General features: G+C 70.4%; 11 protein-coding genes. 9 read left to right on the forward strand and 2 right to left on the reverse strand.

Features of this window, described 5'->3' with window-relative positions; all coding sequences use genetic code 11:
• Positions 1-3 precede the first annotated feature (3 nt).
• The 7 genes from C1M51_RS14905 to C1M51_RS14935 all read left to right on the forward strand — a co-directional run bounded on the left by C1M51_RS14905 (position 4) and on the right by C1M51_RS14935 (position 8,690).
• Positions 4-3,195: an EAL domain-containing protein gene (locus C1M51_RS14905; protein ID WP_129450959.1), complete on the forward strand. Its 3,192-nt coding sequence runs from the start codon at positions 4-6 to the stop codon at positions 3,193-3,195.
• 175 nt (positions 3,196-3,370) lie between these two features.
• The gene (locus C1M51_RS14910; protein WP_129450961.1) at positions 3,371-4,933 is read left to right on the forward strand and encodes a methyl-accepting chemotaxis protein; all 1,563 of its coding nucleotides are present in this window, start codon (positions 3,371-3,373) and stop codon (positions 4,931-4,933) included.
• Between the two features lie 131 nt (positions 4,934-5,064).
• The gene (locus C1M51_RS14915; protein ID WP_036233274.1) at positions 5,065-5,505 is read left to right on the forward strand and encodes an HU family DNA-binding protein; all 441 of its coding nucleotides are present in this window, start codon (positions 5,065-5,067) and stop codon (positions 5,503-5,505) included.
• A gap of 129 nt (positions 5,506-5,634) precedes the next feature.
• Entirely contained in the window at positions 5,635-6,420 is a 786-nt protein-coding gene (locus C1M51_RS14920; RefSeq protein WP_129450964.1) for a class I SAM-dependent methyltransferase, read from the forward strand.
• A 42-nt stretch (positions 6,421-6,462) separates the two neighbouring features.
• A complete protein-coding gene (locus tag C1M51_RS14925) occupies positions 6,463-6,735 on the forward strand; it encodes a hypothetical protein (protein ID WP_129450967.1) in 273 nt (90 codons plus the stop codon).
• Between the two features lie 146 nt (positions 6,736-6,881).
• Entirely contained in the window at positions 6,882-7,814 is a 933-nt protein-coding gene (locus C1M51_RS14930) for a 3-keto-5-aminohexanoate cleavage protein (RefSeq protein ID WP_129450970.1), read from the forward strand.
• A 66-nt stretch (positions 7,815-7,880) separates the two neighbouring features.
• On the forward strand, positions 7,881-8,690 hold the full coding sequence (locus tag C1M51_RS14935; RefSeq protein ID WP_165349702.1) for an enoyl-CoA hydratase/isomerase family protein: 810 nt from the start codon (positions 7,881-7,883) through the stop codon (positions 8,688-8,690).
• Here the strand turns inward: C1M51_RS14935 and C1M51_RS14940 are convergent.
• The gene (locus C1M51_RS14940; RefSeq protein ID WP_165349703.1) at positions 8,627-9,655 is read right to left on the reverse strand and encodes a helix-turn-helix domain-containing protein; all 1,029 of its coding nucleotides are present in this window, start codon (positions 9,653-9,655) and stop codon (positions 8,627-8,629) included. The two genes, C1M51_RS14935 and C1M51_RS14940, sit on opposite strands and share 64 nt — an antisense overlap.
• Positions 9,656-9,875: 220 nt before the next feature.
• Between C1M51_RS14940 and C1M51_RS14945 the strand changes: the two genes are divergently transcribed.
• Positions 9,876-10,454, forward strand: a complete 579-nt coding sequence (locus C1M51_RS14945) for a carboxymuconolactone decarboxylase family protein (protein ID WP_129450978.1) — start codon at positions 9,876-9,878, stop codon at positions 10,452-10,454.
• Positions 10,455-10,499: 45 nt separating this feature from the next.
• Here C1M51_RS14945 and C1M51_RS14950 read toward each other — a convergent pair whose 3' ends face one another.
• Positions 10,500-11,615: a class II histone deacetylase gene (locus C1M51_RS14950; RefSeq protein ID WP_129450980.1), complete on the reverse strand. Its 1,116-nt coding sequence runs from the start codon at positions 11,613-11,615 to the stop codon at positions 10,500-10,502.
• Positions 11,616-11,873: 258 nt separating this feature from the next.
• Between C1M51_RS14950 and C1M51_RS14955 the strand changes: the two genes are divergently transcribed.
• Positions 11,874-13,079, forward strand: a complete 1,206-nt coding sequence (locus tag C1M51_RS14955; RefSeq protein ID WP_129450983.1) for an amine dehydrogenase large subunit — start codon at positions 11,874-11,876, stop codon at positions 13,077-13,079.
• Positions 13,080-13,089: the final 10 nt, after the last annotated feature.

The following is a 13,089-nucleotide window of genomic DNA, read 5'->3' on the forward strand; positions in this document are numbered from 1 at the left end:
CCCATGACGATCTCCCATCCCTTCAGTCGCCTGCTGGCCCGTCTGAGCGTCGGCCGCAAGCTGATGCTGATCTACCTGCTGGACCTCACGGCGGTGATCTTCGTCAGCAGCATCCTGATCAACGAGAAGTTCATCGCGATCGACTTCGCACGCAAGGAGATCGCCGGCAACGCCTACATCGCGGGCATGCGCGATGGCCTGATCGAGGCCGCCCTGGGGCCGGACGCGAGCGGGGCGGCGGCACGCACGGACCACCGGGCGGCGCTGGCGCTCGCCGAGCGGCAGCACGGTGCGGGCATGCAGAGCGAGGAGCCGAGCCTCGCGCTGGCCACCGCCTACGGTGTGCTGGCCACGGCCGGACCGGGCGACCGCGGCAAGGCGCAGTCGGACGTGCTGGCGCGCGGGCGCGACCTGATCACGCGGGTCGGCAACCAGTCCAACCTGATCCTGGACCCCGACCTCGACAGCTACTACACGATGTCGCTGATCGTCCTGCGCTACCCGGAGCTGCTCGAGACCATCGACGGCATCGGCGCGCAGCTGGCGGCCCAGGTCAGCGCGGGGGCCGGCCTGGCCGAGGCCCGCACGCAGTACCTCATCCTCGAAGGCAAGCTCGACGCGACCCGCCAGGGCATCGACACCGACCACAGCGAGGCCTACGCCGCCGGCGGACCGGCGCTGAAGGCCCAGCTCCAGCCGGCCCAGTCGAAGCTGCAGGCCGCACTGGAGGCCTACCGGCGCAGCGCGCGCCTGCTGTTCGACAGCGGCGCCACGCCGCAGTCGCTGGCCGGCGTGCACGTGGCGCAAGCCGGACTGGTGCGCGAGCTGCAGGTCGCCTGGGCGGTGGCCGGTGGCGCGATGGACGGGTTGCTCGACGCGCGTGTCGCGAGCCTCTACCACCGCATGTGGATCCACCTCGGCACCGCGCTGGCCCTGCTGTGCGCGATCCTCGCGATCGTCTACTTCGTGGCCCGGCAGATCGCCATGCCGCTGCGGCATCTGGCCGAGGTGACCGACACCGTGCGGCGCACCGGCGACCACAGCCTGCGCGCGCAGTGGAGCAGCAGCGACGAGATCGGCCGCCTGGTCGTGGGCTTCAACGGCATGCTCGCGCAGCTCGATCAGGAACGCGAGACGCAGAAGGAACTGGCCGCGAGCGCCCGCGCCGCGGAGGCCCAGCGCGCGCTGGTGGAGGCCACGCCGATCCCGCTGGTCGTGACCTCGGTGCCGGGGCACGAGGTGCTGCACGCCAACCCACCCGCCGAGGCCTGGCTGGCTGGTCATCGCGCCGATCCGTGGAAGCACGGTCTCGATTCGTCGGTGCGGGCGCGCTTCTTCCAGCAGCTGGCCGATCGCGGCGCAGTCGACGAATTCGAGGTTCGCTGGGGCGCCGGGACCGAGCCGGCCTGGGCGGTGCTGTCGGCCCGGCGCGTGCGCTACCAGGGCCAGGACGCGGTGCTGACCGCCTTTGCCCCGATCAACCACCTCAAGCTGATGGAGCGGCGGCTCGAGCTGTGGGCCAAGGTGTTCGAGGCCTCCAGCGAAGGCATCCTGATCGTCGATGCGCAGCGCCGCATCCTGACCGCCAACCAGGCGTTCTCGCGCCACACCGGCTACGAGCTGCAGGAGGTGGTGGGCGAGAAGCCGTCGCTGATGCTGGCCGTGGAGCAGACCGACGAACAGAGCGCCGCGTTCTGGCAGAGCGTGTCGAACCGCGGCACCTGGCAGGGCGAGCTGCAGGTGCGCCGCCGCAACGGCAGCGAGTACCCGGCCTGGCTGATGGTGAACGCCGTGCGGCAGTCGCAGGGCGACATCTCGCACTACATCTTCACGTCGATCGACATCAGCGACCGCAAGAAGAGCGAGCAGCGCATCCGCTTCCTGGCCGACCACGACGTGCTCACCGAGCTGCCGAACCGCTCGCTGTGCACCGAGCGGCTGCGCATGGCCGTGCAGCAGGCACAGCGCAGCGGGCAGCAGGTGGCGGTGATGTTCATCGACCTCGACCGGTTCAAGGACATCAACGACTCGCTCGGCCACCACATCGGCGACGGGCTGCTGCGCTCGGTGGCGCGGCGCCTGGTGGAAGCGGTGCGCGCCGGCGACACCGTCAGCCGGCTGGGCGGCGACGAGTTCGTGATCGTGCTCAACGGCGTGCAGCACATCGACGAGGTCACGCACATCGTCGACCAGCGGCTGATCCCGCTGATCCGCCAGCCGCACCTGGTGGAGGGCGCCGAGCTGCATGTCTCGTGCAGCGTGGGCATCGCCGTCTTCCCGGACGACGCGACCGACATCGACGAGCTGATGAAGCATGCCGACACGGCGATGTACCAGGCCAAGGCCGGCGGCAAGGACGCCGCCGAGTTCTTCACCGCCGAGATGACGCAGCGCGCGGAGTCGCGCATGCAGCTCGACGCCGACCTACGGCGCGCGCTCGAGCTCGGCCAGTTCGAGCTGCACTGGCAGCCGCGCGTGAGCGCGGCCGGCGGCGTGCTGCTGGGCGTGGAAGGCCTGCTGCGCTGGCAGCACCCGCAGCGCGGCCTGGTCTCTCCGGCGCACTTCATCCCGCTGGCGGAGGAGACCGGGCTGATCGTGCCGATCGGTGCCTGGGTCATCGAAGAGGCCTGCCGGCAGGTGGCCGCGTGGCGCGCGCAAGGCCTGCCGTCGTTCGGCGTGTCGATCAACCTGTCGGCCCGCCAGCTGCGAGACGACGGCCTGACCGACCTGGTGCGCGCCAGCCTGCTGCGGCACGGTGTGCCGCCCGGTGTGCTGGAGCTCGAACTCACCGAATCGATGGTGATGGACGACGCCGAGCGCAACCTGCGCCAGATGCACACGCTGCGCGACCTGGGCGTCGGGCTCGCGATCGATGACTTCGGCACCGGCTACTCGAGCCTCGCCTACCTGAACCGATTCCCGATCGACAAGCTGAAGATCGACCGCTCGTTCGTGCATGACATGCTGGCCGATCCGACGGATCGGGCCATCACGATGGCCATCATCGGCCTGGGCCATGCGCTCGGCCTGCAGGTGGTGGCCGAGGGCGTGGAGGAGCCGCGTGCGGCGGCGCTGCTGCGCGAGGCGCGCTGCGACGAACTGCAGGGCTACCTGTTCGGGCGGCCGATGCCGGTGCCCGCCTTCGAGGCCTGGCTGGCCGAACGCGAGGCGCCGGTCGCCGGCGTGACCGTGTGAAAAGTCGTGGGGCGGCACTCGCTTGGTGCCCTGTGCGGCTGAACGAGAGCCATTCCCGTCGGGACATTTCAGGATGAGAGAGTCGTTCAAAGATGACGGTTCGACACCCGCCACCTCTGCCCATCGCCATGCCACCACAGCCGTATCGTTAGTCACCCCCGTTGCGGAGAGCCCCATGTCCTTCAGAAACCTTTCCGTCAAGCACAAGCTGGCAACCGCCTTCGCCCTCCTCACGGCCGTGGTGCTCGTGGTGTCGGGCGTGGCCATCCGAGCCCTGGCCAGCGAGCACCAGTCGTTCACCCACTACGTGGACCAGACCGCCGTCCGCATCACGATGGCCAACGACGTGCTCGACGCGGCGAACGCCCGCGCCATCAGCGCGCGCAACCTGGTGCTGGTCAGCGCGCCGGCGGACCGCGAGATCGAGAAGGCGGCCGTGACGGCGGCGCACAAGAAGGTCGGCGAATCGATGACCCGTCTGCGGACGGCGCTCGCTTCGATGACCGGCGTGAGCGAGGAGGAACGCAAGATGTTCGCCACGCTCGACGGTGTGGAGTCGCGCTACGGCCCGGTGGCGCTCGACATCGTCGGGCTCGCGCTGCAGGGCCGGCGTGACGAGGCGGTGACGAAGATGAACGCCGACTGCCGCCCGCTGCTGTCGGCGCTGGTGAAGTCGGCCAACCAGTTCATCGATCTCAGCGTGGACGTGGCCAAGCGCGACGTGGCGCGCGCCGACGCTGCGTCGGCCGCCAACCGCAACATGATGCTGGCCGCCTGCGTGGCGGCGGCGGCGCTGGCGGCCGTGCTGGCCTGGGTCATCACCCGCGCCATCGTGACGCCCATCAACCGGGCGATGGAAGTGGCCCAGACCGTCGCGGCCGGCGACCTGCGCTCCACCATCGACGACAGTGCGCGTGACGAGACCGGCAAGCTGCTGGCCGCGCTCAAGTCGATGAACGACAGCCTGGTGAACATCGTCGGCAGCGTCCGCACCAGCAGCGACAGCATCGCCACCGGCAGCGCCCAGATCGCCACCGGCAATGCCGACCTGTCGCACCGCACCGAACAGCAGGCCGCCAGCCTGCAGGAGACCGCGGCCTCGATGGAACAGATGAACGCGACGGTGAAGGCCAATGCCGACACCGCGCGCCAGGCCATCCAGCTCGCCGGCTCCGCCAGCGGCGCGGCGGAGAAGGGCGGCCAGGTGGTCGGCCAGGTGGTGTCGACGATGGACGACATCACCGCCAGCTCGCGGCAGATCGCCGACATCATCGGCGTGATCGACGGCATCGCCTTCCAGACCAACATCCTGGCGCTGAACGCCGCGGTGGAAGCGGCCCGCGCCGGCGAGCAGGGCCGCGGCTTCGCGGTGGTGGCGAGCGAGGTGCGCAACCTGGCGCAGCGCAGCGCCAGCGCCGCCAAGGAGATCAAGGAGCTCATCGGGGCCAGCGTCGAGAAGGTCGAGGCGGGCACCCGCCTGGTCGGCGATGCGCGGACCTCGATGGACGACATCGTGGTCCAGGTGAAGCGCGTGTCCGACCTCATCTCGGAGATCGGCGCGGCCACCATCGAGCAGACCACCGGCATCGGGCAGGTCAGCACCGCAGTGTCGCAACTCGACCAGGCCACCCAGCAGAACGCGGCCCTGGTGGAAGAGAGCGCCGCCGCCGCCGACAGCCTGAAGCAGCAGGCTTCGAAGCTGGCGTCGGTGGTGAGCGTCTTCAAGCTGGCGACCTGAGGGATCGGCGCGGTTCGGGGCGGCCTCCTTGTCTGCGGGCACGAGAGGCCGGACATCGATGCAGGCCCCTAGAATCCGCCGGCCCGCGTCGCGGGCGCATGATTTCTCAACTCCCGGTATCCGAAGACCCCATGGCAACTGCTAAGAAGACCGCGACCAAGACCCCGATCAAGAAGACCGCTGCGGCCAAGAAGGCTGCTCCCGCGAAGAAGGCCGTCAAGGCCGCCGCTCCGGCGAAGGCTGCGGCTGGCCCGCTGAAGCCCATCAAGACGGCGCTCAACAAGACCGGCCTGATCGCCCACCTGGCACAAGCCGCTGCGGTCGATGCCAAGGCCGTGAAGGCCGTGATCGCCTCGCTCGAAGCCACCATCCTGGCCTCGGTGCACAAGAAGGGCCTGGGTTCGTTCACCTTGCCCGGTCTCCTGAAGGTCAACGTGATCAACGTGGCGGCCAAGAAGAAGCGCACCGGCATCGACCCCTTCACCAAGCAGGAACGCGTGTTCGCGGCCAAGCCCGCCACGGTCAAGATCAAGACCCGTGCGCTGAAGAAGCTCAAGGACGCGGCGCTCTGATCTGATCTGAGCTCACGCGATCAGCACGCCAGCCGGCGGTGGCACCGAGGTGCCACCGCCGGCTTCTCTTTTGCTTCGGGACGCGCCGGCCATCGAGGCGCGGAACGCGGCTGCTACATTGGTGCGACGATGCAGACCCCGCCTGCGCAGGCACCCGGCGACCGCGAACTCGTCGACCTCAATCGCCGCTTCTACGACTCGCTCTGGTCCGGCGCCCGGCTGGTCGAGCCGCGACGCTTCAACACCTGGCCGCTCGTGCAATCGCTGGGGCCTTCGGCGGAGCGACGGCTCGAGGTGGCGCCCGGATTGCGGCCGCGCCTGCCGATCGAGGGCACGCAGTTCGTCGACATCAGCGGCCCGGCACTCGGCAAGCTGCGCGATCGCGGCGCGCAGGTCGCGTTCGGCGAGGTGACGGCCCTGCCGTTCGCGGCGGCCACCTTCGACCTGGTATGCGCCCTCGACATCATCGAGCACGTGGACGACGAGGATGGCGCGCTGTCGGAGCTGTCACGGGTCGCGAAGCCCGGTGCGGCGGTGCTGATCTCGACGCCGCTGCATCCCGAGCAATGGACCCCGTTCGACGATTTCGTGGGCCACAAGCGGCGCTACGAGCCCGACCGTCTGCTGGCCAAGCTGGCGCAGCACCATCTGCAGGTGGAGCGCAGCGCGGTGTTCGGCATGCAGCCACCGTCGTCGCGGCTGGTCGAACTGGGCATGTGGTGGCTCGCTCACCATCGCGAGCGGGCCCTGTGGTGGTACAACAAAGTGCTGATGCCGCTCGGCCTGCGCTTCCAGAACGAACTGCACTTCGTGCCCGGCATGATCCCGACGGCCGGTGTCGACGAAGTGCTGCTGGTGTGCCGAAGCGTCGCGCCGGCGCGGGAAAATTCCGCACCCGCCGACGCTCCGGTGTAACGCCGCCCGAAGCGGGCCGGCGCGCTTCCTACACTGCGCGTCATGCAGAACAGTGCCCCTCAAGCCCACCCCGGCCCGCCCGTCGCAGGCGCCTCCAGGCAGCACGCGGAGACGAGCCAGCGGGTCGCCGACGATCGACCGCCGGCCGGCGAGGCGATGCTGGAGCTGATCGGCCTGATCGCCATCGCGGTGGCCGCTGCGGCCGTGTACTTCGGTGCCCGCAGGACGCGCCGGGATCGCAGGGGCGGGGCCTCCGGAGCCCACGAGAAACGCGCACGACGCGGCGCGGCCCCGCGCCCGTCGACCTACGGCTGAGCCTGCGCCGGGGGGCCGTCGCGCCGCGCGAGTTGGCTCGCCGCGGTGCAGGGTAGTTCCCTAGAAGCCTGCCTCCCGCTCGCTGTGCGAGAGTCGGTCGACGCGCTCGACCGGGCGCGGCGCATCGCGTCCCGCAGGAGAGGTCCATGTTCCAGCAGAAGAAGGTCATCATCAGCTGCGCCGTCACCGGCGCGGTCCACACGCCGTCGATGTCGCCCTACCTGCCGGTCACGGCCGAGGAGATCGCCGAGTCGTCGATCGCCGCCGCCGAGGCCGGCGCCGCCATCATCCACCTGCACGCGCGCGACCCCGCGACCGGCAAGCCCGACCAGCGGCCCGAGGCCTTCACGCCCTTCCTGAAGACGATCAAGGCGCGCTGCGACGCGGTCGTCAACCTCACCACCGGCGGGTCGCCCTACATGACGGTGCAGGAGCGCATGCAGCCGGCCAAGGTGCTCAAGCCCGAGGTGGCCTCGATGAACATGGGCACGATGAACTTCGGCCTGTTCCCGATGCTCAAGCGCTTCAAGGAGTTCAAGCACGACTGGGAGCGGCCCTATCTCGAGGGCAGCAAGGACCTGATCTTCCGCAACACCTACGGCGACCTGGAGACCGTGCTGACCGAGCTCTCGGCCAACGAGACGCGCTATGAGTTCGAGTGCTACGACACCGCGCACCTCTACAACCTCGCGCACTTCGTCGAGCGCGGCCTGGTGAAGGCGCCGTTCTTCGTGCAGACCGTGTTCGGCATCCTGGGCGGCATCGGCACGCACCCGGACGACGTGATGCACATGAAGCGCACGGCGGACCGGCTGTTCGGCGACGACTACCGCTGGTCGGTGCTGGGCGCGGGCGCCAGCCAGATGAAGATCGCCGCCATGGCCGCGGCGATGGGCGGCAACGTGCGTGTCGGCCTGGAAGACAGCCTGTGGATCGGCAAGGGCCAGCTCGCACGCTCGAACGCCGACCAGGTGCGCCGCGTGCGCGGCATCCTCGAAGGCCTGGGTCTGGAGATCGCCACGCCGGCCGAGGCACGCGAGATCCTGCAGCTCAAGGGCGTGGCCAAGGTGGCGTTCTGAGGCGCGCCCGCGCGCCCGTGTCCGACCCGGCGCATGCCGGCCTCTGTTCGTAGAAGGAGTCCTCCGATGTCCCTCTGGACCTGCACCCTGGACGACGGCGTCGTCACCGCGATCTACCGCAACCCGCCGATGAACTACTTCTGCGCCGAGGGCGCGGCCGAACTCGGCGCGCTGGTCGAATCCTGGCGCGACCCCGCCGTCAAGGCGGTGGTGCTGTCGGGCGGCATGGCCGGCCGCTTCATCACGCACTACAGCGTCGAGGAGCTGCTGTCCTATGCCGAAGACCGCGCGGCCATGCGGCAGGCCGGCACGGCGTTGAACGACGGCTACCACGCGCTGCTGCTGGGGCTGCGCGACCTGCCCAAGCCGGTCATCGTGGCGATGAACGGCGACGCGATGGGCGGCGGCTTCGAGCTGTGCCTGGCCTGCGACCTGCGCATCGCCCAGCGCGGCGATTTCCGCTACGGCCTGCCCGAGGTCAAGCTCGGCATCCTGCCGGGCGGCAGTGGCACGCAGCGCCTGTCGCGGCTGATCGGTGCCGGCCGCGCCATCGAGTTCATCCTGCGCGGGCGCATCGTGGAGCCCGCGGTGGCGCTGGAGATGGGGCTGGTGCACGAACTCGCCGACGACGCCCTGCGGCGCGCGCAGCAGATCGCCCACGAGATGGCGCTCACGCCGCCGTTCGCGATGGCGATGGCCAAGCGCGCGGTCTACGAGGGTTCGGACACCAGTTTGGCGGCCGGCCTGAAGCTCGAGGGCGAACGCTTCCTCGAGACCATGCTGTCCGATGGCAGCGTGAGCGCGATGCGCGCCTACGTGGCCCAGCCGCTGGAGGCACGACGGGCCTGGCTGGAGAAGCCGCCGGCGGCGCGGTAGTCCTTCGGGCTGCTGGCGAACTCGCGCTTGAAGATCTTGCTGAAGCTGCTGGAGTCGCCGAAACCCCAGCGGTAGGCGATCTGCGTGATGCTGAGGTGCGCGGTCTCGGCCGCGCGCAGGTCCTGGCGGCAGCGGTCCAGCCGCTGTCGCCGTATCCAGGCTGCCGCCGTGGTGTCGGCGCGTTCGAACAGTCGGTGCAGATGCCGCTCGGTGATGCCGCAGTCGCTCGCGACGCGGCGTGTGTCGAGTTCCGGATCGTCGAGGTGGCGGTCGATGTAGGCCATCACCCCTTGCAACACGATCTTCCCGCTGCGTCCGGCGCAGGGCTCGGCCTGCGCGCTCAGCGTGGAGGCCAGCAATTCCACGCTGGCATGCAGCACGTGGCCCGCGTTGCCGCGCGGCAGCTCGCCGAAGCGCGCGTCGAGCGAGATGAGGTGGTCGACGAACAGCCGGCTGAGGCCGCTGGTGGCCGCGAAGCGGCGGCCGACGAACTCGCCGGCGCGCGGCAGCGCGAGCTGCAGTTCGCGCTGCGGCACCGCGAGGGTGATCTGCCGCAGGCCCGCGCCGGTGATGAAGGTCATCGGGCGTGCGCTGTCCCAGAGCGCGAAGCTGCCCGGGTTCAGCGTGAGTTCCTCGCCATCGATCGCCAGGCAGATCGACCCCTCGGCGATGTAGATCAGGTTGTAGAGCGCCTCGCTGTCCTGCGCCATCTCGCGCGCACCGCGCGTGCCGACGATGCCGCCCTGGGCGGAGGTGAGGTGCGTGACGCGAAAGCCGTCGAAGCGGCCCTGGCGGATGAAGGCCGGGAAGCGCTCGCAGCGGATCGGCCGGATCGACCAGTGCAGGTGGGCGTCGATGACGAAGTCGCGCCAGCAGTCGAACTGCTTGCTCGGGGCCACGCGCTCCGTCGACCAGACGGCGGGGTCCTCCCAGCGATCGACCAGCGATGAGATCTGCCTGTCCACTTCGAGTCTCCTGCTCACGGCGGCCGACGGCCGGGGTGGGTGCGGACCATCATAGGAGCGCCGCGCCGCGCGCCGCAATCCGCAGTGCCCCGCAGCGCCGGTGATGTCAGCCCTGGCCAAGTGGCGGGTCATGTGCGGCCAAGGCGGCGGCCGCCGTGCTGGCTAGCATGGCCGCGCATGCCGCACCGACTGTCCGGTGCGGCCCACCGGAGGCCCGCCCATGTTGATCAGCACCGTCGAGAAGGAAGCGCTCTCGCCCTACATGCGCAAGATCGCGGACGACCTGTACCCGCGCGTCGACCCGCTGTTCATGCCGCATTTCGAGCGCTACATGGGGCTGCTGGGCAATGCGCCCGAGCATGCGGAGCGCTTCTTTCCGTACTACTTCGGCATCTGGTTCGACAACAAGCTGGGCCCCCGCATCACCGAGCTCGCGCGGCTCGCGATCGCCAACGGCACGCAGTGCCAGCTGTGCCTGGCGGTGCGCTACACCGCCGAGGTCGGCGAGGCCGACGTCGCCGCGCTTCCCGGCATCGACGCCAGCACGCTGACGCCGGCGGAGCGCGCGGTGGTGCGCTTTGCCACGCACTTCGGCAACGACCATCACCAGGTCACGGCCGAGCATTTCGAGGACTTGCAGCGCCACTTCAGCGACGAGCAGATCACCGAGTTGCTGCTGTGGAGCGCGATGGCGCTGGGCCTGGGGCGCATCCTCAAGGTGGCGCAGCTGGTCGACGACAGCTGCCCGCTGCCGGCGCGCGACGGCTCGGCCCGCACCGAGACGATCGCCGCCGCCTGACGCCGCGGCCGGGCGCGGCAGCGCTGCTGCCGGCCCTGCGGGCGGTCAGAAGCCGAACTCGGCTGCCATCTCGTCGATCAGGCCGCGCTGGAAGGCGGCGTAGCGTTCGTTGGGCTGCTGGCCGCCGGTGAAGGGCAGGAACGGGTCCTCGACGCCCAGGCGTTCGCCGGCCAGCGTTTCCACCACCGCGTGGCCGCAGAACGGGACACAGGCCTCCGAGTAGCCGCCCTCGTGCACCACCACCAGCCGGCCGCCGCAGTGGCGGTCGGCCAGCGCCATCACCCGCTCGGCCAGCTGGCGATAGGACTCGCTGTGCAGCAGCATGCGCGCCAGCGGATCGACGCCGTTCGCGTCGAAGCCGCTGGCCACGATGATGAGTTCGGGCCGGTAGCGGTCGATCGCCGGCGTCACGATGCGCTCCATCGCGTAGAGGTAGGCGTCGTGCCCGCCGCCCGGCAGCAGCGGCACGTTGACGTTGTAGCCGAGGCCGCGGCCCTGGCCGCGGTCGGGCGCACCGCTGTAGCCGACCGGGAAGCAGCCTTCCTGGTGCAGCGACACGGTCAGCACGTCGTCGCGCTCGTAGAAGATCGACTGCGTGCCGTTGCCGTGGTGCACGTCCCAGTCCAGCACCGCGATGCGCTTCACGCCGTGGCGCGCGCGCGCGGCCTCGATCGCGATCGGGATGTTGGCGAGCAGGCAGAAGCCCATCGGCATGTCGGCGAGGCAGTGGTGGCCGGGCGGGCGCGACATCGAATAGGCGTTGCGGTGGGCGCCCGAGAGCACCGCGTCGACCGCATGCAGCGCGAGGCCGGCCGACTGCCTGGCGATCTCGTAGCTGCCCGGTCCGAAGGGTGCGTAGAGGCCGATCTCGCCGCCGCCCTGGTCGGACAGTGCCTTGAAGCGCTCCAGGTAGGCCGTCGGATGGACGCGCTGCAGGTCCTCTTCGGTGGCCATCGGCGCACTGCGCAGGTGGACCTTGTCCGCGAGCCCGGAGACCTGCATCAGCGACACCATGCGCCGCTTCGATTCGGGCGATTCGGCCAGCCCCGCGCCGGCCGGCGGCTGCACCCAGCCGCCCACCGGCGCGATCAGGGCGAAGCCGCCCATGGTGCTGTGCCAGAGGCAGCGTTCGTCGTGGAAGAAGGCGGTGGGCAGGGGCATGAGCGGAGGTCCTTTGCGTGGCGGCCCGTCGGTGCGTGCGCGGCGATGCGCTGGGCCGAAAGCTGGATTCGAGCGTCAAGCGCGCCGTCGCCGCGGAGGGTTTTCCCGAGCCGGCGGTCACGCCGCCGCGTTCTTGCCGAAGCGTGATAGTTCGAGGCCCCGGCGCGATGGAGACTGCCGCCGAACGCTCGACACAGGGTCGCGGTGTCGATAGGCGACGCCGGCGAGCCGGAAGAGAGGGCGGACGGGAGGCCCAGGATGCGGAGGATTCACCGGCAGGTCGGTGCATGCGCGCGGGTCGCGGCCTGCGCGGCCGGGCTGGCGCTCGGCGTCCAGGCGACCGCGGCGCCGGTGTCCCCGGCCCGCCCGCGGCCGGCCGAGCTGCCGGTCGAGACGCTGTCGACCGGGCCGATCGCTGCATCGGCGACGGAACGCGTGTACGTGGCCGATGTCGCCGTGAGCCACATCTCCGATGGCCGCATCCGGGTGTTCGACGCGCGGCACGGCCGCTTCCTGGGCATGGTGTCGACCGGCTACGTCGGCAACTTCACGCTCAGCGCGAACGCCGACGAGCTGTACGTCGCCACCACTTACCTGAGCCGCGGCTCGCGCGGCGAGCGCGTGGACGTGCTGGAGGTGCACGACACCGAGAGCCTGGCGTTCAAGTACGAGATCGCGCTGCCGGCCAAGCGAGCGCAGGCGCTGAATTATCGAGGCCTGGTGCGGGCCAGCGGCAACGGCCGCTTCGTGCTGGTGCAGAACGCCACCCCGGCGACGTCGATCACGGTGGTCGACCTGCAGCAACGCAAGGTGGTGTCCGAGGTGCCGACACCGGGCTGCTGGGGCATCCTGCCAGCGGCCAGCCACGGCAGCCGCTTCTCGATGCTGTGCGGCGACGGCAAGCTGGCCACCGTCACGCTCGACGACAGCGGCCAGGTCAGCGACCGCCAGATCGGCGAGGCCGTCTTCGATGCCGACGCCGACCCCTGGTTCCACCACGCCGAGCAGCGGGGCGACCACTACTGGTTCGTGTCCTTCAAGGGCGTGCTGACCGAGGTGGACCTGGGTGGCGCGGTGGCCGTGGTCAAGTCCGCGCGGCCGCTGGTCGGCGCCGCCGGCCAGCGCGCCGGCTGGCGGCCCGGCGGCTACCAGCCGTTCGCCATCGACCCGTCCGGCCGCTGGCTGGTGGTGGCGATGCACGACAAGGGCAGCGAGGGCTCTCACAAGCGTCCGGCGCGACGGCTGTGGATGTTCGACATGGCGGCCGGCACGCGCGTGGCCAGCGCACCGGGACACGGCAGCGTGTCGCTGACCTTCTCGCGCAACGGCGAGCGGTTGCAGGCGCTGGACGGCGAGAAGGGCGCCCTGCGCGTCTGGGGCTGGGGCGAGCGCGGCAAGCTGACGCCGATCAGCACCGTGGCCCGGGCCGGCGAGGCGGCGATCCACCTCGAATCGCACGACTGAGCCCGGGCCG

This window comes from Methylibium sp. Pch-M (assembly GCF_004136295.1).
GTDB lineage: Bacteria > Pseudomonadota > Gammaproteobacteria > Burkholderiales > Burkholderiaceae_C > Methylibium > Methylibium petroleiphilum.

Coding starts and splice junctions, on each gene's coding strand:
- C1M51_RS14935 (WP_165349702.1), top strand. CDS start 7,881: ATGTCCCTCTGGACCTGCACCCTGGACGACGGCGTCGTCACCGCGATC.
- C1M51_RS14950 (WP_129450980.1), bottom strand. CDS start 11,615: ATGCCCCTGCCCACCGCCTTCTTCCACGACGAACGCTGCCTCTGGCAC.
- C1M51_RS14920 (WP_129450964.1), top strand. CDS start 5,635: ATGCAGACCCCGCCTGCGCAGGCACCCGGCGACCGCGAACTCGTCGAC.
- C1M51_RS14905 (WP_129450959.1), top strand. CDS start 4: ATGACGATCTCCCATCCCTTCAGTCGCCTGCTGGCCCGTCTGAGCGTC.
- C1M51_RS14930 (WP_129450970.1), top strand. CDS start 6,882: ATGTTCCAGCAGAAGAAGGTCATCATCAGCTGCGCCGTCACCGGCGCG.
- C1M51_RS14910 (WP_129450961.1), top strand. CDS start 3,371: ATGTCCTTCAGAAACCTTTCCGTCAAGCACAAGCTGGCAACCGCCTTC.
- C1M51_RS14945 (WP_129450978.1), top strand. CDS start 9,876: ATGTTGATCAGCACCGTCGAGAAGGAAGCGCTCTCGCCCTACATGCGC.
- C1M51_RS14955 (WP_129450983.1), top strand. CDS start 11,874: ATGCGGAGGATTCACCGGCAGGTCGGTGCATGCGCGCGGGTCGCGGCC.
- C1M51_RS14925 (WP_129450967.1), top strand. CDS start 6,463: ATGCAGAACAGTGCCCCTCAAGCCCACCCCGGCCCGCCCGTCGCAGGC.
- C1M51_RS14915 (WP_036233274.1), top strand. CDS start 5,065: ATGGCAACTGCTAAGAAGACCGCGACCAAGACCCCGATCAAGAAGACC.